The sequence below is a fragment of the Streptacidiphilus sp. PAMC 29251 genome, from assembly GCF_054208735.2.
On sequence record NZ_CM135725.2, the window covers coordinates 10,037,620 to 10,057,441 of the forward strand.

Sequence of the window (19,822 nt, forward strand, 5' to 3'; positions counted from 1 at the left end):
CGGCTGCCCCGCCGCATCCGCGTCCGACCGAACTCCCCGCGAACACAACCCTTGTGAGGAACCGTGCGCTTCGGCCTGTCCTTCCTGCCCGACTGCTCCCCGGACACACGACCGCCGTCCGACTACTACACCGACGTCCTGGCCCTGTGCCGGGAGGGTGAGCAGGCCGGCTTCGACTACGTCAAGATGACCGAGCACTACCTGCACCCCTACGGCGGCTACTGTCCCAGCCCGCTCACCTTCCTGGCCGCGGTCGCCGCGCAGACCGCCCGGATCCGGCTGATGACCGGCTGTGTGCTTCCGGTCTTCCACCACCCGGTGCAACTCGCCTCGCACATCTCCATGGTGGACGCCATCAGCGGCGGGCGGGTCGAGGTGGGCTTCGCCCGGGCCTACCTGCCCTACGAGTTCAGCGCCTTCCAGGTGCCGATGGACGGCAGCCGGGCCCGTTTCGAGGCGACGATCCACGCCGTCGACCGGCTGCTCACCGAGGAGCACGTGGACGAGGACACCCCGTTCTTCGCCTTCCGCGACGCCACGGTGCTGCCCCGGCCGGTGCAGCGGCCCCGGCCGCCGTTCTGGATCGCCGCGGTGCAGACCCCGGCGAGCTTCGTCCGGATCGGCGAGCTGGGGCACGGCCTGCTGATCACCCCCTCCGGGACCTCCTTCGACGCCTCGCTGGTGGACCTGTACCGCGAGTCCTTCCTGCGCCACCACCCGGACCGGCAGCCCCGGGTCGCCGCCAGCCTGCCGGTCCTGGTCGCGGACACCGACCAGGAGGCCAACCGCATCGCCGACCCGTATCTGACCCGGTACCTGGAGGTCTGGTCCTCGGCCCTCGCCAGTTGGGAGTCCACCGTGTCGACGGACTACGTGAACTACACCGGGTCGGGACACAGCATCGGCGCCATGACCGCCAAGGACATGCGGGTCTTCGGCAGCGCCGTGGTCGGCTCGCCCGCGCAGGCGGTCGACCGGATCGGCCGCTTCCAGGAGCGGGTACGCGCGGACGTGCTGCTGCTGCAGACCGACTTCGGCGGCCTGGGCGGCGCCGACGCCCGGCGCAGCCTGGACGCCTTCACCTCCTCGGTGGCGCCCGCGTTCGCCGAGGAACCGGCGCCGGCGCTGAGCGGGTCGGCGCGGTGACCGCCGACCCGGGAGGCCTCGCGGACACCCTCATGGTCCGGATCAACCCGCTGCCCGGCCGTCGGCTGGGGACGCCGGAACTGGTCTCGGCCATGCGCGCGCTCTTCGAGACCGAGCGGCTCTGCGCCGGGCTCGGCGACGCCGCCTGCGCCGAGCTGTTCGACCTCGCGGCCGGCACGACCGGCCGGGAGCGGCAGCAGATCCTCGGACTGAAGCGGGCGGTCCACAACCACCGCGCGCCCGGCCCGTCCGCCGACAGCCGCGACTGGCCCCCGGCGACCAGCGCCTGGCTCCAGGCGCGGAGCCGCGGCGATCTCGCCCGCAGTGTGCTGACCACCGGATACGACACCTGCCTGGCGCAGGAACGGGCCGGTCTGGCCGAGTCGGTCGCGGCCGAGCAGTTCCAGCTGGCGCTGGCGCTGACCTCGCCCCAGGTGCTGGACGCGGTGCGCCGCTACGCGCGCTCCGCCGGGAACCCGTCCAAGCAGGACCGCAAGTCGGAGCGGGGCATCCTGCAGCACTGGAACCGGGCCGTGGTGCGCACCTCGCCGCTCTCGCGGCTGACCGCGGTCGGCTTCGCCTCCTGGTCGGACCAGGGCACGGCCCTGGACCGGGTCCCGTTCCGGCGCCGCAGTGCTCATCCGGTCCTCTCCGCGGACCGGGTGATGGTCTCCGCCCTGGTCAGCGGCCTGATGGCGGAGCAGGGAGGCACTGATCAGGTGTCGGCGGAGACCACGCTGACGCTGAACCCCTCGCTGCGCACCAGCCAGGCCACGGTGCGGTTCCGGCACCGTGACGCCGGGCAGATCCGGGTGCTCTCCGCCCCGATGACCGCCCAGCTGCGGTTCCTGCTCGCCCTGTGCTCGATGGGGCCGGTCGCGGCCGGGACCCTGGGCCGCGCCCTCGCGGAGCGGCTCGACGTCCCCGGACCCGAGGGCGACCGGATCGTGCAGGGAGCAGTCCAGGCCCAGATCCTGCTGCCGGGACCGCTGCTGGACGAGCAGGCGGACGATCCGCTGGCGGCGGCCCGGGACCTGCTGCGCGACCGCGCGCCCGACGCGGCCGAGGAACTGGCGACCGTGTCCGCCGAACTCGGCCGGCTCGCCACCGCCACCGTGCCGGAGCGGGTCGCCCTGCTGCACCGGCTGCAGTCGGCGCAGCAGCGAATGAACACCCTCAGCTCGAGACCGGTCCGGCTGGCCGTCAACGAGGACTTCGTCCTCGACCCCTTCGAGGTCTCCGCCGCCGGCTACCGGCCCGCCCTGGACGACCTGGCCGAGGTCACCGAGTTCGCCTCGCTCTTCGACCGCCACCACGAGCTCCGGGCCCTCGCGTGCACCCTGTTCGTGGACCGGTTCGGCAGTGGCGCCTCGGTGCCGCTGGTGGACCACGCCGCGGACCTGGTGAACGGGGTGCTGAGCCGGGAGACCCGGATCTCCCACGGCGCCGCCGACGACTTCGGTCCACCGGACGGGTCGCTGGCCCAGCTGCTGAAAGTGCGGGAGAGCGCGGTGGCCGCGGTCGCCGAGCGGATCGCCGCTCTCGCCGCCCGGCAGCCGCAGGCCGAGGAACTGACCCTGGAGTCGGGCCTGTTGGCCCAACTGACCGCCTCGCTGCCGGAGCGGTTCCGCCGCTCGGCCTCCTCGTACGCGATGCTGGTGCAGCCGGTCGGCGGCCGACTGGTGCTCAACGGCTGCTACGCCGGCCATGGACTGCTCGGCGCACGCTTCCTCGGCACGGACCGGGACCTCGGCGGGAGGGCCGCCGACTCGGTGGCCCGGCGCGCCACCGCCCTGTTCTCCAGCGGCGGAGCCGAGCCGTGCGAGGACCGCGGGCTGCACGGGGTCAACATCAACTACCGCATTCCGCTGCTGGACCGGACCGTCGCGCCCGAGGACTGGCTCGGGATCCGGCTGGCCCACGACCCGGCCCTGGACGAGCTGGTGCTCCTGGACGCGGACGGCGTCCGGATCCGGCCGGTTTCGCTGGGGATGCGCTGGCTGGAACTGTTCCCGGCGCCGCTGCGGCTGGCCATGTGGCTGGCCGAGCCCGGCCGGGTGCTGCTGGAGTCCTTCGGCTGGGAGCAGGCCCCGGCGCCGGGCGCCGCGCCCGCGGAGCGGACCAGGTCGGCGCCCCGGCTGACGGTGGGCCAGGTCGTGCTGCAACGACGCCGCTGGTATCCGGGGACCGACTTCCCGTCCGCCGCCGGACCCGAGGGACCGGCCCGCCACCTGCTCGACCTGACCACCTGGCGGGCCGTGCACGGCGTGCCGGAGGAGGTGCTGGTCAAGACGGACCTGGACCAGGGCTTCGGCACCCATGACGAGGTCGCCCGCAGTCACCTGGCCAATCGGCGGCGGCAGAAACCGCAGTACGTCGACCTGGCCAGCGCGCTCGCGGTCCGGGTGCTGCCGAGGCTGCTGGAGCGCCGCGGTCCCGGCAGCTATGTGGAGGAGGCGCTGCCCGGGGTGCGCCAGGGCCGCCACGCCGTCGAATGGGTCATCGAGTTCGACCGCCCCGCCGGGGCCAGATTCCAACGGGGGACGTCATGAGGGTGAAGCTCCGGCCGGACGCGCACTGCGCGCCGGTGTCGCGTGGGGTCTACTGGGTGCGCGGGGAGCGCTCGTTCGTGCTGTCCGGGCCCCCGGCCCTGTACTCGCTGGTCGACGACCAGCTGGACGCGCTTCTCGACGGCACCAGCGTGGACGCCATGGTGGCCGCTGTCGGCGACGAGGCCGCCCGACCGGTGGTGGAACACGTGGTGCGCGCCCTGGTCGCCCAGGACGTGCTGATCGACCTGGACGCGGTGCAGGGTCCGCTGCCGGACCAGCAGGCCGTGCGCGACCACCTGGAACTGCTGGCCTACCTGGAGACGCACTGCGCCGAGCCGTACCGGGCCTTCGCCGCGGTGCGCTCGGCCCGGGTGGCGGTCGCGGGCCGAGGGCCCGCGGCCGAGTCCGGCCGACGCGGGCTGACCGCCCACGGCATCGGGGAGGTGACGGATCCTCACGTCCCTTACGGGGCAGCGGAGTCGGCCCCGCCGACCCTGGTGCTGCTGGTCGACGACTGCGAGGACCGGTTGGACCTGCTCGCCGCCGCCGCCGCGCTCCCGCCGGGCACCCCGGTGCTGCCGGTGGCGGCCGAGGCCGGCTTCGCCCTGGTGGGGCCGGTCTGCGGGAGTCCGCAGGAACTGCGCTCCTTCCAGGCACTGCGGGCCCGGGTGGCGGACTGGCAGCGATCGGGGTCCGAGTCCCCCGCGGTGCGTCCGATCAGCGCGGTGCTGGCCGGCTCCCTGGCCGCGCAGGCCGTGCTGGCCCGGCTGGCCGGGACCGATGAGGCACCGGCCCGTGCCCTGGTGGTGTACGGGCACGCCGCACAGACCAGGCCGGTGCCGCTGCCGGACGCAGGGGGCCGACCGGTCTGGCGGCAGGTCGACGCCGACGAGGCGCTGACCGCGCCCCCGGAGGCCGCTCCCGCCGCAGCCGACACCTCAGCCACCGACGCCGACCCGGCGGACGAAGCCGCCGATCCGCAGCAGGTGCACCGCCTCGCGGCTCCGCTCACCGCTCGATGGACCGGTCTGGCCCGCTGGGGCCGCGACCTCGACCTGCCGCAACTGCCGGTCAGCCTGGTCACCGCCGAGCAGGTGGCCCGACCGGTCGGCGCAGCCCCAGGACCCGCTGCGGGCCCGGCGTTCCTGGGATGGGGCGGCAACCGCGCCGTGGCAGGCCTGACCGCGGTACTCGCGGTGCTCCGCCGCTCCGTGGCCGAGCAGCCGGCCCCGGACGGCGGCGACGGCCTGCCCGCCGCCGGCCTGACCCTGGCCCACTGGCTGGCCGACGGACTGCTGCGCGGCGTCGGACAGGAACTGCTAACCCACTCCACCGGCGACCCGCTGAGCTGGGAGACGCTGGACAACCACGCGGTCCGCTCGGCCTGGAGCCTGCTGGGGGACTTCTTCGGTGCTCCCGCCGTGCTGCGCCTGCACACGGTGCCCGGTCTGGACTGGCGGCTGGTGCAGGCCGTCCACGAGGAAAGCGGTGAGGTCCTGGCCGCCGAGTGGGGGCCGTCCCCGATGTCGGCGGGCTACGCGGCACTGTTCGCCGCCACGGCCCGGGCCCAGTTCCGCGCGGCCGAGGAGACCGCGCCCCAGGCGCCGGTGCTGCCTGTGGACCCGGTCGGGACCTGGTCGCTGGAGGTCGCCCCGGAGCGCCAGATCCGCGCGTGCCTGCGCCAACTGCTCGACCACACCGGCGACCGCGGGCTGCGCCTGCGGGCCCGGCAGCTGGTCCGCGACGAGGCGCTCGGCGAACTGCCGCTGACCTGCGGATGGGTGGCCCTCGGATGACCCCCGCGATCACCGGGCGCCCCAGCACTGAGCGTCCCAGCACCCGACAGACCGCGGCGGACGCGGTGCTGCCAGGGCCCGACGCCCCACCGGCCCTGCTGGACCTGCCCTGGTCCAGGCGACCGGACGGACCGCTGGTCGCGGTCTCCGGCGGCTACCACGCCGACTGGGAGCGGTCGGCCCTGCGGATCGCCCGCGAGCAGGGCCGGTCCCTGCTGTCGGTCCGCGCGACCTCGGACGAGATCCTGGTCGGGCCGCTGTGGTCGCCCGACGGGGGCTCGGGCTGCGCCGGCTGCGCACAGGTCCGGGACGCCGACCGGCTGACCCCGGAACGCGCCCAGAACCCGTCCCGACCCGGCCCCCGCACCCCGGCCGGCGCGGTCGACCGCGCCGAGCCCGCCGTCCCGCCCGCGAGGCGGGGGGCCCAGGGCAGCCCCCGCGTCCTGCCGTTGGCTGCGGCGGAGCTCCTCGCCGAGCTGCTCCGGCAGCAGGAGGCACTGCTGCTCGCCCCCGGCGACCTGCTGTCGCTCGCTCCCCACGGCGTCCTGCGCAGGCACCGGGTCGCCCCCAGCTCCCGCTGCGCGGTGTGCGGGGGCGGCACCGCGCGGCGGGCCGGCCTGCCGACCGAGCCCCCCGCCCCCCGGCCCCTGATTCCGCGCCCCACCGGTGCGGCGATACCCGACCGGGGCCTGCCGCCCTTCGGCCTGGACCCCGACCGGATGCGTGCGGCGCTGGTCGACCCGCGGTTCGGACCGGTGCTCCGGGTCCAGCGCGACGGGCACGCCACCACGGCCATGGCCGAGTTCCTGCTGCTCGGCGCACGCTTCGCGGGCCACGGCCGCGGGTCGACCTTCCGTCATGCCGAGGCCGTGGGCTGCCTGGAGGCGTTCGAGCGCAGTGGCGGGTACCCGCAGGTCGCCCCGATCGTCTTCGACGCCACCGCACGCGAACTCGGCGACCGGGCGATGGACCTGGCCGGGTTCGGGCACTACACCGCCGAGCAACTGGCATCGCCGCTGAGCCGGCTGCGGCCCTTCGACGACGACACCCCGATGGACTGGGTCTGGGGCCATCGGCTGGACAACGGTGAACCGCTGCTGGTCCCCGCCGAGATCGGCTTCTACCAGTACAGCTACCCGGTCGCCTCGCACGCGCCGGAACAGTCCCGCCGGAGCCAGTTCCTGCACGAGTCCTCCAGCGGCAGCGCCCTGGGCGGCAGTTACGAGGAGGCCGCGCTGCACGCGCTGCTGGAACTGGCCGAGCGGGACGCCTTCCTGATCTCCTGGTTCCGCGGCCTGCCGCTGCCCCGGATCGACCCCGCGGACGTCACCGACCGCGAATGCCGGCTGCTGGTCCGGCAGATCGAGGACCAGGGCTACGACGTGCACCTGCTGGCCGCCACCGCGGACCTCGGGGTCCCGGTGATCTGGGCCATGGCCCTGCGCCGGGACGGCACCATGCCGACCAGCTTCAGCTCGGCCGGATCCGGGGCCGACCCGGCGCAGGCCGCCAAGGCCGCGCTGTGGGAGGTGGCCCAGCTCATCGGCTCCGGGCTGCACTGGGACATCGACGCGTTTCGTCCGGTGGTGGCCGACCCCTGGCTGGTCGACGACCTGTTCGACCACCACAAGCGCTACACCTACCCGGAGCAGCTGCCCCGGATCAGGAAGGCGCTGGGCGGCCCGGTCCTGAGCTTCGCCGAGGCGTTTCCCGGCTGGCCCGGCGTCTTCACCGACGCCGCGAAGGGAGACGTCACCGAGGCGCTGCGCTTCGTCGCGGGGCTCTTCCGGACGGCGGGTCTGGACCGGATCGTCATCGTCGACCAGTCCACGCCCGAGCACACCGCGGCCGGGCTGTGCGCGGTCAAGGCCGTGGTCCCCGGCATCCTGCCGATGTGCTTCGGGCAGGCGGAGCAGCGGCTGTCCGGCCTGCCCCGGCTGGTCCGGGCACTGACCGACGCGCACGGCACGCCCCCGCGGGACGAGGACTTCCCGTTCGATCCCCACCCGTTCCCGTGAGTCGCGCCGCCGAGGAAGGAAAGCACCGATGACCACAGCCGATGTCCGCCTGTTCGCGTATCTCCAGGGGCCCTGGCGGGGCAGGCTGAACCAGCAGCCCCAGGTGGACGACACCGTGCCGACGACGTCCACGCTGCCCCCGGCCGCGGCCCGGGGTGCGGCGGGACGGGTGCTGCCGTCGGGGACCCACCGGCTGCTGGCGGGGGCCCGCTACCCGCAGACCCCGGCGCTGCCCGCCTCCCAGGCGCTGCCGGCCGGGGAGCGGCTAGGGCATCTCCTGGTCAGCGCCCTCGGCCTGCAGCGGCGGGAGCCGTCCAACCGCTTCAACGACCACCGGGCGATCGCCTCGGTCCGCAGCAAGTTCCCGGTCCATGCCTTCGTCCTCGCGCCGGACGGGTCGATCGGCTACCTGGACGTCTACCGGCACGCGCTGGTCGACCTCCAGGACTCCGTCACCGAAGGCGCCGAAGGCGTCGAAGCCACCCCAGGCGCCGATCCGGCCGCCCTGCTCCCGGCCGCGGGCGAGGTGACCGTGCTGCTGGCCGCCCGCTACCCGGACCTGCCCACCCCCTACGGTCAGCTGCGGTGTGCGCTGAGCCTGCTCGAGCTGGGCATCAACCTGCGCAGCCTGCACATCGCGGCGGACCTGTTCGACGTCCGGATCCGCCTGCGGCTGGACGCCGCCGACGTGTCGGCGGCCGAGCGGCTGGTGGCCCGCGCCGACCCCGGCTCCTGGTCCCCGCCGCTGGTGCTGACGCTGGAGGGCGTCGGCCCGCCGGCCGTGCGCCGCCCGCTGCCCGGAGGCGCGGACCCGGACGGGGCCCGCTACCGGGAGGAGGACGCCCGGCTGATCCGCGAATCGGGCCATGAGTCCCTGGTGGAGGCCGCCGTGACCACGGCCGGGCTGCTCGGCCTGAGCGCCGCCCCGGCCGGGCCGACGCGCGGTGTGCCGGACCTGTCGGACCGTGACGCCGCCGCGGTCCGGCCCAGTTGGGCCGAGGCCCTGTGGAACCGGTCCGCCGGGAGGGTTCCGGCGACCGTCACCGGGTTCTCCGCCAGGCCGGCCACGCTGGGCGCCGACTGCCTGGAGGACCTGCTGGCCTGGAGCAGTCAGCCCGCGCCTGGACCCCTGCTCCAGGCCGTCGGCAGCCGGGTCCGCACCACCGTCGCGCTGCAGCGCCTGGCCGGTCTGCCCACCGGCCGCTACCGGGTGGACAAGGGGGTGCTGGAACCGGAGCAGGAGGACCCGGGACTGATGCAGACGCTGCAGGACAGCTTCAGCTATCCGTTGACCCCCGGCATGGACTGCGGACTGCGCCATGCCACCGCGATGTGGGTGTTCTCCGCGGACCTGGACGCCGTTCTGGAGGAGTTCGGGCCGGCCGGCTGGTCGCTGCTGCAGCTGTGGTGCGGTTGGACCACCCACGGTCTGACGGCCGCTGCCGCCGCGCACGGCCTGTTCGCCCGACCGGCCCGCTCCTTCGAGGAGTTCCGGATGCAGCAGATCATGGGGCTGCCCCGGGACGTGCTCCCGGTGTTCAGCGTCACCTGCGGACGCTCGCGGTTCGCCGAACCGATGCTGGACCTGCGGGCATGAGCGCGCAGCAGGCGGCGGCGCTCCGCGGCACCCGGTGGCGCAGCTGGCAGCTGCACGTCGCCACCTTCGCGCCGGGCGCCCTGGAGACCGTGCTCACCGAGGCGGTCGGCCCGCTGGCCGACCGGCTCGGGCTGCTGGAAGCGGACGGTCCGCCCTGGTTCTTCCTGCGCTACTGGCAGGGCGGCCCGCATCTGCGGCTGCGCCTGGGCGGGCTGACCGAGGCCGAGGCGGCGTCGGTCGAATCGGAGCTGGCGCGGCGGCTGCGCACCCTGGACGCGGCCGTGCCCGGCGCGCAGCGGATCGACCAGGAGGGCTATCGGCGCGCCGTGCGGCCGCTGGCGGCCGCGGGCGAGGCCGGGAACCCGCTGCCGGCCGGTGACCTGCTCGCGCCGGGCCTGCACCGCACGGCCTACGAACCCGAGTACGCGCGCTATGGCGGCCGGCAGCTCATCGGCCGGTCCGAGCAGCTGTTCCACCGCTCCAGCCAGGTCGCCCTGCGGGTGTGCCTGGCCCGGGCCGGCGTCCGGCACGGACTCGTCTCGGGCCTGGAGGCGACCGCCGCGGCCCTCTCCGTCCTCTCCGTCCAGGACGGAGAGCCGGCGACGGCCGCCCAGGTGCGCTTTCTGACGGTCCAGCGGGATCTCTGGCTGGACTGGGCACAGCCTGCGGACGCCCCGGCCGGGGCAGCGGCCGAGAGCCGCCGGCAGCTGGTCGAGGACGCCGCGAAGCAGGTCTCCGCCCTTTCCGTGCTCGGCCCCCGGCTGCGTGCGACCTTGCACGGGGGCGATCCGTGCTGGGCCTCCTGGACCGATCCGCTCAAGTCCGGGCTGCAGACCTGGACCACCGAACTGGGCCCGGCCCGCGCGATGGGGATCTTCGGTTCACACGTCCATATGACGGCCAATCGGCTGGGCGTCGGTGCCGGACGCGAGGCCCACCTGGCGCAGCTGCTGCTGGCTCTGCTCGGCCCGCTCGGGTGAACGGGCCCGGGGGGACCGGTGCGGGGTGGCGAGCCGGGTGAGCCGGGCGCGCAGGGCGGTGACGTCGGCGGCCATGCGCGCCGCGCCGCAGCGGTCGGCCAGCAGCGCGGCCCGGTCCAGCCAGCCGCCGACCGCGCCGGTCCGGCCCGCGTCCAGGGCCAGTGCGGCCGCCGTGACGAGGGTGCGGCCCAGTTCGAGGCGCTCGCCGCCGGCGGAGAACGCCGTGATCGCGTCCTGGGCGCTGCGCAACGCGAGGTCGGTGTCCCCGCGGCCGGCGTGCGCGCGCATGCGGGCCCGCAGGGCGAAGCCCCGACGGCCCGCTGAGGGGAGCTGCTCCAGGCACACCTCGGCCAGGCGGGCCCAGTGCTCGACCGAGGCGAGGTCGCCCGCCTCGGCCGCGGCCTGGGCCAGGGTGTCGCACCAGCGGGGTCTGCGCCAGGCCGTGAGCCGCGGCAGCTCGCTGCCTCCCGCGGCGTCCAGCAGCAGCAGCCGGGCGCGGGCCGGGTCACCGGTGTGCAGGACGAACTCGGCGTTGAAGCAGCACACGGCGACCGCCCAGGCCGTGTGCGCTCCGCCGGTGGCGGCGACGGCGCGTTCGGCCATCGCGGTGGCGTGCTCCAGGTCGCCGGGGCGGTCGCGCCAGAACAGGGCCTCGGCCCGCACGTTGGTGAGAATGGCCTCGGTGGCCGGGTGGCCGATCCGGCTGACGTGGGGTCGGCCTCGTCCAGCGTGGCCAGTGCGGCTTGCAGTCGGCCCGAACGCAGCTGGGCGTTGGCCAGCACGGTCAGGATCTGCGGATGGATGTAGGTCTGCCCGGTGCGGCCGGACAGTGCCGCGCCGCGCGCGAGGTGGCGTTCGGCGTCGGCCAGCCGTCCCAGCATCCCTTCGGTGATGCCCAGTTGAAGGGCTGCGTCCAGGTTGGTCACCAGGGTCGCGTCGTCGACCGCGTCGATGAGTTCGGCGGCGCTCGCGGTCGTCGCCAGTGCTGTGTCCTGGTCGCCGGTGAACAGATGGCTGAGGGCCTCCTTGCCCAGGGCGTTGGCCTCGCCGAGCCGGTCGCGGTGCCGGTGCGACAGGATGGCCGCCGTCTCGGCGTGGTGGCGCGACGTCCGGTAGTCCTGCACGTCGTAGGAGTAGTCGGCCAGTTCCAGGTGCAGTGCCGCGGCGGTGGCGGAGCCCTCGTCGGTCAGCGCGGCGAGTCCGGACCGGGCGATGGCGCCGGCCTCGGTGTAGCGGCCCAGAAAGCGTTCGATCCGGATGGAGTCGGCGAGCGCCGTCGACTCGTCCGGCGGTTCGCCGGCCAGGGCCGACCGCAACGCTCCGAGCAGGGCGCGGCCCTCCGAGGCGTCCCCGGTCAGCAGACGGCTGCGGACCAGCAGCACCTGCGCCTCGTACCAGTGCGGCCCGCCTTCCTGGAGCAGCGACAGCGCGACCTGTAGATGGCCGGTGGCGACGGCGGGGGAGGAGTAGAGCAGGCCGCGGGCTGCGGCGATCAAGGTGGTGGCGTGCTCGGGGCGGTTCGGGTCGGCGGCCTGGGCGATGTGGTGGGCCCGCTCGGCGATCGGCGCCGCGCGTCCGGCGAGCTCGGCCTCGGCGCGGCGGTGCAGGGCGGCGCGGCGGCCGGGTTCCAGGCGCTCGTACACGACCTTGCCGATCGCCGGGTGACGCAGCGACAGGTGGGGAGCCGACTGCGCGGGGCGGACCAGGTCCAGGCGGGTGAGCGCGTCCACGGCGGCCATGGCGTCCGGCCGCTCCAGGCCGGCCACGGCGGCCAGCAGGTCCGGGCGGAACTGGTCGCCGAGCACCGCTGCGGCCTGGACCACGGTCAGCAGGGTGGGGTCGAGACCGGCCAGCTCACCGAGGATCGCGGTGCCGGCGTCGAGCACCGCCTCGTCCTCGGCGGCCAGCACCTGGAGGTACTGGGGGTTGCCCTTGGCCGCGCGGTGCACCGCGTCCAGATCCGGGTGGTCGCCGATGAGCTCGCGGGTCTGGGCCAGGGAGAGCGGGCCGAGGTTCCACACCTCCAGCAGCCCGGCGGAGGCGGCGCGGGAGAGCAGGGCCGCGAGCGCGGGTGAGAGCTGGCGCTGCCGGTAGGCGAGGAAGCACAGGACCGGGCCGGTGGCGGTGGACTCGATCAGTCGCTCGATGTCCGCGATGCTTTCGGCGTTTCCGGCGGCGAGGTCGTGCAGGTCGTCGAGCACGTGCACGACCGGGAGGCCGGCGTCGGGTCCGGTCGGGACGGCTCGGCCGCCGCGCCCGGCGCGGACCGGGACGCCCGCGGCACGGGCCAGCGCCGTGGCCGTGTGCAGGAACGAGCTCTTGCCGATGCCGGGTTCGCCGACCAGGGCGATCGCCCGGCCCGACCCGGAGGCGAGGGCGGCCAGCGCCGCGGTGGCGGCCTCGGTCTCGTGGTCCCGTCCGATCAGCCGGCGCCCCTGGCCGGTCCGGGGAGGCCGGCCGCCGCCCGGCCCCCGGTCGACCGTCGGGGAACGCTCGTGCGGTGCTTCGCCGCGGGTCACGACGGAGGCGAGCGCGGCGCGGGAGGAGACACCGGCCTTGCGGTAGATCCTGGCGAGGTGGGATTCGACGGTGCGCGGGCTGAGGCAGAGCCTCTGGGCGATCGCGGAGCTGGTGAGACCCGCGGCGACCAGGTCGGCGACCTGCCGCTCACGGGAAGTCAGCGAGGCCAGGAGGTCGGCCGGTTCGGCCGGAGCGGTGGGGACTGCCGCCTGCGGCTGTCCGGGCAGGCGTAACTTCCGGTCCCGCGCCACGGCCGTGCCGTCGTCGTCCCCTCGCCCCTGCGGGCCGCGGTACGCGTCGACCACTGGTGGCTCCCTCCCAGGCGGATCCGCAGCACGGCGCCGGGGATCGAGCGGCGCACAGGCGTCGCCTGGTTGGAGCATAGGGTTCAGGTGCCCACGTAGGGCACATTTGTGCACCATACGCTCAACGGTTGGCCGGATCCGCCTCAGATCGTCGAGGTGGGGGAGTGCGCCGGGAGCGTGCCCAGCATCGCTGCCCTGACGCCGGCCTGGAAACGACTGGTGGAGCCCAGCGCGTCCAGGATCTCCGCGACATGGCGGCGGCAGGTGCGCAGCGAGATGCCCAGGCGGCGAGCCATGGTCTCGTCCTTCGCGCCTTCGGCGAGCATCTGGATGATCCGCTCCTTGATGTCGGCCCCCGCGTGGACGCCGACCGCGGGGCCCTCCGGCCCGCCCGCCGCCTGCGCCCAGGCCGCCTTGAAGAACTGCGACAACTGCCGCACCACGTAGGGCTGCTGGATGACGGAGATCCCGACGGAACGGTCCGCCCGCAGCGAAGGGACGAAGGCCACGGCGTCGTCGACGATCGCGATCTCGTGCAACTCGGTCCAGGTGGCCCGGATCGAGATCCGGCGCTGTCCCTGCAGCGCGCGCGGGATCCGCTTCGGCCGGCTCACCAGTTCCATGGCGGAGATCTGGGGATTGGCCAGGATCACCGCGCGGGTCTCCTTCCCGTCCAGCAGCGAGGCGGCCGGGGGACGGACGTAGGAGACCTTGTGCGCACCCGGAACCAGCAGTTCGCTGACCATCAGGGCGGCCTGGCTCCGATTCAGCACGGTGGATTCGTCGTGCCCCCGACATGGTTGCCGGTCGTCGCGCTCTGCCAGCGCCCTGATCCTCGACCTGGCCAGCTCCAGGCCGGTCTGCCAGCGCTCCGCCTGCTCCGACAGGGCCGCCAGGAGTTCGGTCACCTCGGTGCCGGGATCTCCAGCGGGAGCGGCGGTGCCTTCGAAATCTCTGTCCATGGTTGACCGACCCTGTCCGAGAGCTGCAGCCGCTTGCGATCGACCTGCCCAGTCTCGTCCAGGGGAGTCGTTCGCACATCCGTAGAAGTACCGAATCCGTCTACCTACTGGTGCGCGGCAGGCGCGTGAGCTGGAGCGGGGCCCGTCGGCACACGGCTGGTCGGGCGTCTCCTGGCAATGCCACTGAATAGCCGAGGCCCCGAGCGTGACCGAACCCCTGGTCGAACAGGCCCTCGCGCCATGGCCACCGTCCTACCTATGCGTGACGGATTCGCTGTCGGGTCGTGGTGCCTAGGTTTGTCTCGTCAGCATGTTCGCCCCTGCACCGGGAGAGTTCCGATGACCGCCTACGCCATCATGCATGTCCGCTCGGTCCGTCCCAGCCCGCAGATCGCCGAGTACCTGCAGCGCATCGACGCCACCCTCGACCCGTTCCAGGGCCGGTTCCGCGCCCACGGCGACGACTTCGAGGTCCTCGAGGGCAGCTGGGGGCCCGCCGTGATCGTCATTGAGTTTCCCGACCGGGACCACGCGCACGGGTGGTACTCCTCCCCGGCCTACCGGGCGATCGCGAAGCTGCGCACCGACCACATCGATGGCGACGTCGTCCTGGTCAACGGAGTCCCGCAGGGATACCGCGGAGCGGACTCACTGGACCACTGACCCGCACTGGCCGGAAGGCGACCCGGATCACGGGTGTCGGATCTAGCTGGGCGGGACCGCTCCGTCGTAGACGTTGTCCGGGGTCACGATCCTGGTGATGGCCTGAGCCGTTGTGTCCGATCCATCCGCCGGTCTCCAGGATTCCGAGGCCGTAGCTCGTGCCGGGATGGCCGGTCGGCAGCACCTTGAGTCGCTCCCGCTGGGTCCGCGGGCTCAGCAGTGCTCCGGTGGCGAGGATCTCGGCCCAGCGGCGCAGGTCCTCCAGGTCCGAGATCATGGCCCCGGCTGCCCAGGCCCAACTCGGGTTCCAGCGCGTGGAGTCCTCGATCCGGCCGCTCAGCGTCTGGTTGGTGTCCAGCTGCGCGGTCAGCTCGGGACCGAGGCCGTACCGGTCCGCGCTCGCGCGGTCGAGGGCTGCGGCGGAAGCCGCCGCGATCGGAGCCGACAACGACGCGGTGAGCAGGGCTGTGGCCCGGACGGATGCCCCCATCCGCGGCACGCTCCGACGAGTCCACTCGTTCGGAGCCGCGCGGACCTGCCTGCCGCGGCATCCGGCAGGTGCGAGGTGCGTGCGGTGGCCGTGTCGCCGTCGATCTCGACGTGGAACGGGCTTTACCGGGGGCTCGTCCGGCTGGAAGGATCACCGCTCGTGACCACCTCACCCGCGGCCGAGCCCGCGATAGACCCGGCGGCGCTCCGGCCCCGCCCGCGCCGCAAGCCGTGGCTGACCCTCGTGGGGGTGGGTGTTCTGATCGGCATCCTGATGGTGGTGAAGTCGGTGTACGAGGGCTCAGGCTCCGGGAACCAACAGGGCTCGGCGCTGTGGACCGGGCTGGGCACGATGGTCGGGGCGCTGCTGGCGATGCAGTTCCAGATGCTGCTGACGCTGCTGCTGGGAAGGCTGGGCGGGACCGCGGCCAACGCGGTGTTCGTCGGCAGCGGCCTGAACCCCGACCACTTTCGTGGACACTGGAAGTAGTTCACTCAAGTGTCAAGTGGGAAGTGCACGATGGTTTCAAAGCGGAAGAAGTACACCCAGGAGTACAAGGCAGAGGCCGTAGAGCTAGTGGTGAGCTCCGGCCGGCCCGTGGCTGAGATTGCCCGGGACCTCGGTCTGAACGAGGGAACCCTAGGAAACTGGGTAAATGCCGCGAAGAGGAGCGGAAGCATCAAAGACAAGCCGCTGACCATCGACGAGCGCGTCCATATGAAGGAACTCGAAGACGAAGTACGGAAGCTCCGCATGGAGCGGGACTTCCTAAAAAAAGCAGCGGCGTGGTTTGCGAGCCAGAACCAATAAAGTTCGCCTTCATCCTGCAAGTCCACGACGAGCAGGTCGGCAAGCCACGCCGCTTCATATATCCCATCAACTTCATGTGCAAGATGCTGGACGTATCGCGTACCGGATTCTACTCGTGGATCCGCCGTGAGGAGTCCGCACACGCACGACGCGATGTCGAACTTACCCGACTCATCATCGCTATCGACAAAGTCAACAGGGGTCGCTACGGGATCGACCGGATACACGCGCAGCTGGCCCGCCAGGGCGAGCGCGTGTCACCCAAGCGCGTCCGACGCCTGGCCAGGGCCGCTGGGCTGGCGTGCATCCATCCACGGCCCTACAAGGCCACCACCGTCCAGGATCCGGCGAACAGGCGCGGCCTGGTGGACCTCGTCGAGCGGAATTTCGTCCCGGAAAAGAAAGACCAGATATGGTACGGTGACATCACTTACATTCACACCGCAGAAGGCTGGGCCTATATGGCGACAGTCATCGACGGGTATTCGCGGAAGCTCATCGGCTGGTCGGTCGCTGACCACATGCGCGAAGACATGGTGATCCAGGCGCTAGACATGGCGATCCGAAATCGCCAGCCGGCACAGGGTGAAGTCGTCATGCATACAGACCGTGGCAGTCAGTACACCGGTAGTAAATTTCGCGACCAATGTCTTGACAGCGGAATCCTGCCTTCGGTAGGAAAGACGGGGATCTGCTTCGACAACGCCGCAGCAGAGTCGTTCAACGCAACCCTGAAAAAGGAATTGATCCACCTGCACGTGTGGACAACAATAAAGCAGGTCGGGAGTGCAATATTTGAATACACCGAGTCTTACTACAATCGACACAGGATTCAACGTGAGCTCGGCTACCTATCTCCCTATGAATACGAGAGTGGGTCCACACTAAGCGCAGCACTAGCAGCATAAAAGACTGTCTTCGAAATCGGTCGGCCTCCAGCCCGCTGCTGGCCCGGCTGAGGGTGCGCGGGGTGCCGGTGGCGGTGCGGCTGGTGCCGCTGCCGCTGCCGCTGATCTCAGGGGCCGTGGTGGTGCGGGTCCCCGCGCTGCGACTGCGGTTCTGGCTGTCCAATGCCGCGATCACCGCCGTGCAGTGCTGGGCGGGCGTGGTGCTGCTGTTCAGCGGTCCGGGCATGGGTTTCACCCAGTCGGTCGGCTTGGGCCTGCTGCTCCTGGGGACCATGACGGCGGTGCTCTCCCCCCGCTCCACGGGCAGCCGTGCCTGGATCCTGTGGCGGATGCCGTTCGACCGTGACGGAGCGGGTCTGCGCGAGATCGGCTTCGAACCGGCCGGCGTGGCCGCCTCGCGGGCGCTGCTGGCGGGCCGGCTGGACGAGGCCGACGTCTGCGTGTCCGAACTGGTGGACCAGGACGCCGTGCCGGCGCTCTTGCTGCGGGCCGCGGTGGTCCTGGGCCTGGGCGACTACCGAAAGGCCGCGCTGCTGGCGGTGCGCGGGCTGGGGCGGTCGAACTCCCCGGCCCAGCGGGCCATGCTGGCCGGGATCCATTCCCGCGCGGCCGCCTACGAGCTGGAGGCGGGGACGCTTGCGCCGGAGGTGGCCCGTCCGGCGATGGAGTACGCCTTCGACGTCATCCGGGCGGAGTTTCCGCAGCTGCTGAGGTTCGGCGACCTGGCCGCGACCGCCGCCCTGCTGCAGGGCCGCGCCCCCGAAGCGCTGCGGCTGGCCCGCAAGGCCACCAAGCGGTACACCGACGTGCAGACCACCGCCTTCGGGCTGTGCACCCTGGCGGCGGCCCAGGCCGTCACCGGCGACCGGCGCGGCGCGGCAGCCACCCTGGACGGGGCCAGGGCGGCGATGCCCCTGCTCGCGCGGATCGCGGTGATCGAGCAGCGGATCGCGGAGCTGGACCGCTCCCCGGCCAGGCCGTAGGTCCGGACACCCTGGGAAACCAGCGGTCGGAGCAATGGGCCTAGTAACTGTCGTAGCTGGGCTTGCCGTTGGGCCGGTAGACGCCGACGACGGTGCCGCCCTTGGTCGTCGAGACGCTGACGGGCTCCAGCGCGGTGGGGATTGCTCCGCCGGCGAACAGCCGCTTGCCGGTGCCGATGATCACCGGGTGGATGGTCAGCCGGTATTCGTCGACGAGTCCGCCCCGCATGAGGGTCTGGGCGAGGTCACCGCTGCCGACGACGTTGATGTCGCCGCCTTCGGACGTCTTCAGGCCGCGCACCGCCTCGACGACGTCGCCCTCCAGCAGGGTGGAATTCTGCCACTCGAGCGACGTCAGGGTCCGTGATGCCACGTACTTGTGCATGCTGTTCATCCGTCCGGTGAACGGGTTGTCGGGATCGGCGGTCGGCCAGTACGACGCGAAGATCTCGTACGTCTTTCGGCCGAGCAGCATCGCGTCGGCGTGCTCGTACCAGCCTGCGATGGCCTGGCCGACCTCGTCGTCGTCGACCGGCTTCTGCCAGCCGCCGTGCTCGAAGCCGCTTCCCGTGTCCTCGTCCGGGCCGCCCGGAGCCTGCATGACGCCATCGAGCGTCAGGAACGTGGAAATGATGACCTTGCGCATGGTGCGCTCCCTTCGTTGATGGGTAGACGGAACCGCCGCCGGAAACTCATCGGCGGACGATGCGCGGCTTCCCCGGTGATCCACCGTGGCTGGGGTGTCCGGTCAGGCTCGGTGGCCAGGTGCTTCTACTCCGATCCTGGTCCGGGGTTCCAGGTGCCGTCGAGCGGAACGCCGGCGGCGGCGGAGATCCGGTCGCGTGATGCGAGCAGGCGGTTCCTCAGCTCGGACAGATCCACGTCCGTCAGCGCGCCGTCACGCTTGACCACGCGGCCGGCGACCAGGACGGTGTCCACCAGTCCGGGGTGGCCGGCGCTGACGATGCTGCCGGCCGGGTCGGTGACCGGGAAGACGGTCAGGTCGTCGGTGCGCAGCAGGATGATGTCGGCGTCCTTGCCCGGGGTGAGGCTGCCGGTGCGGGCGTCGAGTCCGCACGAGGCGGCGGCGTCGATGGTGGTGAACTCCATGAGGTCGCGGGAGCGCAGGCCGCCGTCCAGGCCGCGCTGGACGGCGTAGGCGGTGCGCATGGTGGAGAACATGTCGCCGCCGACCGAGGGCACGTCGTCGACGGACAGGGTCGGGCGCAGGCCGGCTGCCAGGGCCCGGCCGGTCATCGGTGCGCCGAAGCCCATCTTCAGTTCGACGTCGGGGCTGATCGAGATCGAGCTGCCCGCGTCGGCGAGCATGCGAAGTTCCTCGTCGCTGATGCCGTTGGCGTGCACGAAGGTGGTGGTCTCGCGCAGCAGGCCGTGCTTGCGCAGGTCGGCGACGGGGCGCTGGGTTCCGTCGGAGCCGGTGTGCAGGCTGGTGCGCAGGCCGAGTTCGGCGGCCAGCTCCAGTTCCCGGGCGAGGGTGTGCATGCCCGTGTCGTCGGCTCCGCGCAGTCCCCAGGCCATGGTGACCAGGTCCTGCCCGGTCAGGTCGGAGCGGACGCGGCGGATGTCGTCGTCGACGCGGTGGGGGGTGGCCCATCCGGCGCCGAGGCAGAAGATCGAGCGCCCCGGTGCCTCGCGCAGCGCGGCGATGGCGGCGTCTTCGTGGTCGTGGCCTTGGGCGACGTGGTACCAGTCGAGCATGGTGGTGATGCCGGAGTGCAGGGCTTCCAGGCGGCCGAGGAGGGTGGCGATGTAGACGTCCTCGGGCGTGTAGTGGGGTTTGACGGTGCCGTGCATGGCTGCGGCCCACTGGGGAAAGGTCCAGTCCGCGCCGATGCCCCGGAACGCGGTCTGCCAGTTGTGGCGGTGGTTGTCGACGAAGCCGGGCATGACGATCCGGTCGCTGGCGTCGATCACCTCGGCGTCCGGCGCGTGGATGCGCTCGGCAACCTCGACGATCACGCCGTCCTGGACGAGTACGTCACCGCGGTCGAGGTCGCCGACGGCCGGGTCCATGCTGACCACGGTGCCGCCGGAAAGCAGCGTCTTCATGGGGGGCTCCTTCACTACGGGG

At 72.7% G+C, this 19,822-nt stretch carries 17 protein-coding genes and 2 pseudogenes; 13 read left to right on the forward strand and 6 right to left on the reverse strand.

Going from position 1 to position 19,822, the window contains the following annotated elements:
- Positions 1-63 precede the first annotated feature (63 nt).
- The 6 genes from ACXKR8_RS47935 to ACXKR8_RS47960 are packed head-to-tail and all read left to right on the forward strand — an operon-like array spanning position 64 to position 10,089.
- Positions 64-1,146, forward strand: coding sequence for an LLM class flavin-dependent oxidoreductase (locus ACXKR8_RS47935; RefSeq protein ID WP_458270833.1), 1,083 nt, complete (start codon positions 64-66; stop codon positions 1,144-1,146).
- Positions 1,143-3,698, forward strand: a complete 2,556-nt coding sequence (locus tag ACXKR8_RS47940; protein WP_458270834.1) for a lantibiotic dehydratase — start codon at positions 1,143-1,145, stop codon at positions 3,696-3,698. The genes ACXKR8_RS47935 and ACXKR8_RS47940 overlap by 4 nt, the downstream gene beginning before the upstream one ends.
- On the forward strand, positions 3,695-5,494 hold the full coding sequence (locus ACXKR8_RS47945) for a hypothetical protein (RefSeq protein ID WP_458270835.1): 1,800 nt from the start codon (positions 3,695-3,697) through the stop codon (positions 5,492-5,494). The genes ACXKR8_RS47940 and ACXKR8_RS47945 overlap by 4 nt, the downstream gene beginning before the upstream one ends.
- Positions 5,491-7,512, forward strand: coding sequence for a TOMM precursor leader peptide-binding protein (locus tag ACXKR8_RS47950; RefSeq protein ID WP_458270836.1), 2,022 nt, complete (start codon positions 5,491-5,493; stop codon positions 7,510-7,512). The genes ACXKR8_RS47945 and ACXKR8_RS47950 overlap by 4 nt, the downstream gene beginning before the upstream one ends.
- A 28-nt stretch (positions 7,513-7,540) precedes the next feature.
- Positions 7,541-9,109 carry a hypothetical protein gene (locus tag ACXKR8_RS47955; RefSeq protein ID WP_458270837.1) on the forward strand — a complete coding sequence of 523 codons (1,569 nt, stop codon included), beginning with the start codon at positions 7,541-7,543 and terminating at the stop codon, positions 9,107-9,109.
- A complete protein-coding gene (locus tag ACXKR8_RS47960; RefSeq protein ID WP_458270838.1) occupies positions 9,106-10,089 on the forward strand; it encodes a lantibiotic dehydratase C-terminal domain-containing protein in 984 nt (327 codons plus the stop codon). Before ACXKR8_RS47955 ends, ACXKR8_RS47960 begins: the two co-directional genes overlap by 4 nt.
- On the opposite strand, the gene ACXKR8_RS47965 is transcribed toward ACXKR8_RS47960, so the two are convergent.
- A complete protein-coding gene (locus ACXKR8_RS47965; protein ID WP_462100179.1) occupies positions 9,991-10,752 on the reverse strand; it encodes a hypothetical protein in 762 nt (253 codons plus the stop codon). The two genes, ACXKR8_RS47960 and ACXKR8_RS47965, sit on opposite strands and share 99 nt — an antisense overlap.
- Positions 10,753-10,886: 134 nt before the next feature.
- On the opposite strand from ACXKR8_RS47965, the gene ACXKR8_RS47970 reads away from it, so the two are divergent.
- Together ACXKR8_RS47970 and ACXKR8_RS47975 are read left to right on the forward strand one after the other, a co-directional pair.
- Positions 10,887-11,528: a hypothetical protein gene (locus ACXKR8_RS47970; protein WP_462100180.1), complete on the forward strand. Its 642-nt coding sequence runs from the start codon at positions 10,887-10,889 to the stop codon at positions 11,526-11,528.
- Positions 11,529-11,594: 66 nt separating this feature from the next.
- The gene (locus ACXKR8_RS47975; RefSeq protein WP_462100181.1) at positions 11,595-12,164 is read left to right on the forward strand and encodes a hypothetical protein; all 570 of its coding nucleotides are present in this window, start codon (positions 11,595-11,597) and stop codon (positions 12,162-12,164) included.
- A 96-nt stretch (positions 12,165-12,260) separates the two neighbouring features.
- Here ACXKR8_RS47975 and ACXKR8_RS47980 read toward each other — a convergent pair.
- Both ACXKR8_RS47980 and ACXKR8_RS47985 read right to left on the reverse strand, forming a co-directional pair.
- Positions 12,261-13,031 (reverse strand): annotated as a pseudogene (locus tag ACXKR8_RS47980) (LuxR C-terminal-related transcriptional regulator); the annotation flags it as partial.
- Positions 13,032-13,057: 26 nt separating this feature from the next.
- On the reverse strand, positions 13,058-13,876 hold the full coding sequence (locus ACXKR8_RS47985; protein ID WP_458270840.1) for a helix-turn-helix domain-containing protein: 819 nt from the start codon (positions 13,874-13,876) through the stop codon (positions 13,058-13,060).
- Positions 13,877-14,215: 339 nt separating this feature from the next.
- Here ACXKR8_RS47985 and ACXKR8_RS47990 point away from each other — a divergent pair, with 339 nt between their 5' ends.
- Entirely contained in the window at positions 14,216-14,539 is a 324-nt protein-coding gene (locus tag ACXKR8_RS47990; RefSeq protein ID WP_458270841.1) for a DUF1330 domain-containing protein, read from the forward strand.
- A gap of 103 nt (positions 14,540-14,642) precedes the next feature.
- Here the strand turns inward: ACXKR8_RS47990 and ACXKR8_RS47995 are convergent.
- Positions 14,643-14,894 (reverse strand): annotated as a pseudogene (locus ACXKR8_RS47995) (serine hydrolase); the annotation flags it as partial.
- 294 nt (positions 14,895-15,188) lie between these two features.
- Between ACXKR8_RS47995 and ACXKR8_RS48000 the strand changes: the two are divergent.
- From ACXKR8_RS48000 to ACXKR8_RS48015, 4 genes are all read left to right on the forward strand, one after another.
- Positions 15,189-15,518, forward strand: a complete 330-nt coding sequence (locus ACXKR8_RS48000) for a hypothetical protein (protein ID WP_458270842.1) — start codon at positions 15,189-15,191, stop codon at positions 15,516-15,518.
- Between the two features lie 30 nt (positions 15,519-15,548).
- Complete coding sequence (locus ACXKR8_RS48005) at positions 15,549-15,839, forward strand: transposase (RefSeq protein ID WP_458266877.1); 291 nt, start codon at positions 15,549-15,551, stop codon at positions 15,837-15,839.
- Positions 15,815-16,747 carry an IS3 family transposase gene (locus ACXKR8_RS48010; protein ID WP_458266876.1) on the forward strand — a complete coding sequence of 311 codons (933 nt, stop codon included), beginning with the start codon at positions 15,815-15,817 and terminating at the stop codon, positions 16,745-16,747. Before ACXKR8_RS48005 ends, ACXKR8_RS48010 begins: the two co-directional genes overlap by 25 nt.
- Before the next feature lie 62 nt (positions 16,748-16,809).
- A complete protein-coding gene (locus tag ACXKR8_RS48015; RefSeq protein ID WP_458270843.1) occupies positions 16,810-17,730 on the forward strand; it encodes a tetratricopeptide repeat protein in 921 nt (306 codons plus the stop codon).
- 40 nt (positions 17,731-17,770) lie between these two features.
- Here ACXKR8_RS48015 and ACXKR8_RS48020 read toward each other — a convergent pair whose 3' ends face one another.
- Positions 17,771-18,376, reverse strand: a complete 606-nt coding sequence (locus ACXKR8_RS48020; RefSeq protein ID WP_458270844.1) for a dihydrofolate reductase family protein — start codon at positions 18,374-18,376, stop codon at positions 17,771-17,773.
- Between the two features lie 125 nt (positions 18,377-18,501).
- Complete coding sequence (locus ACXKR8_RS48025; RefSeq protein ID WP_458270845.1) at positions 18,502-19,800, reverse strand: amidohydrolase family protein; 1,299 nt, start codon at positions 19,798-19,800, stop codon at positions 18,502-18,504.
- Positions 19,801-19,822: the final 22 nt, after the last annotated feature.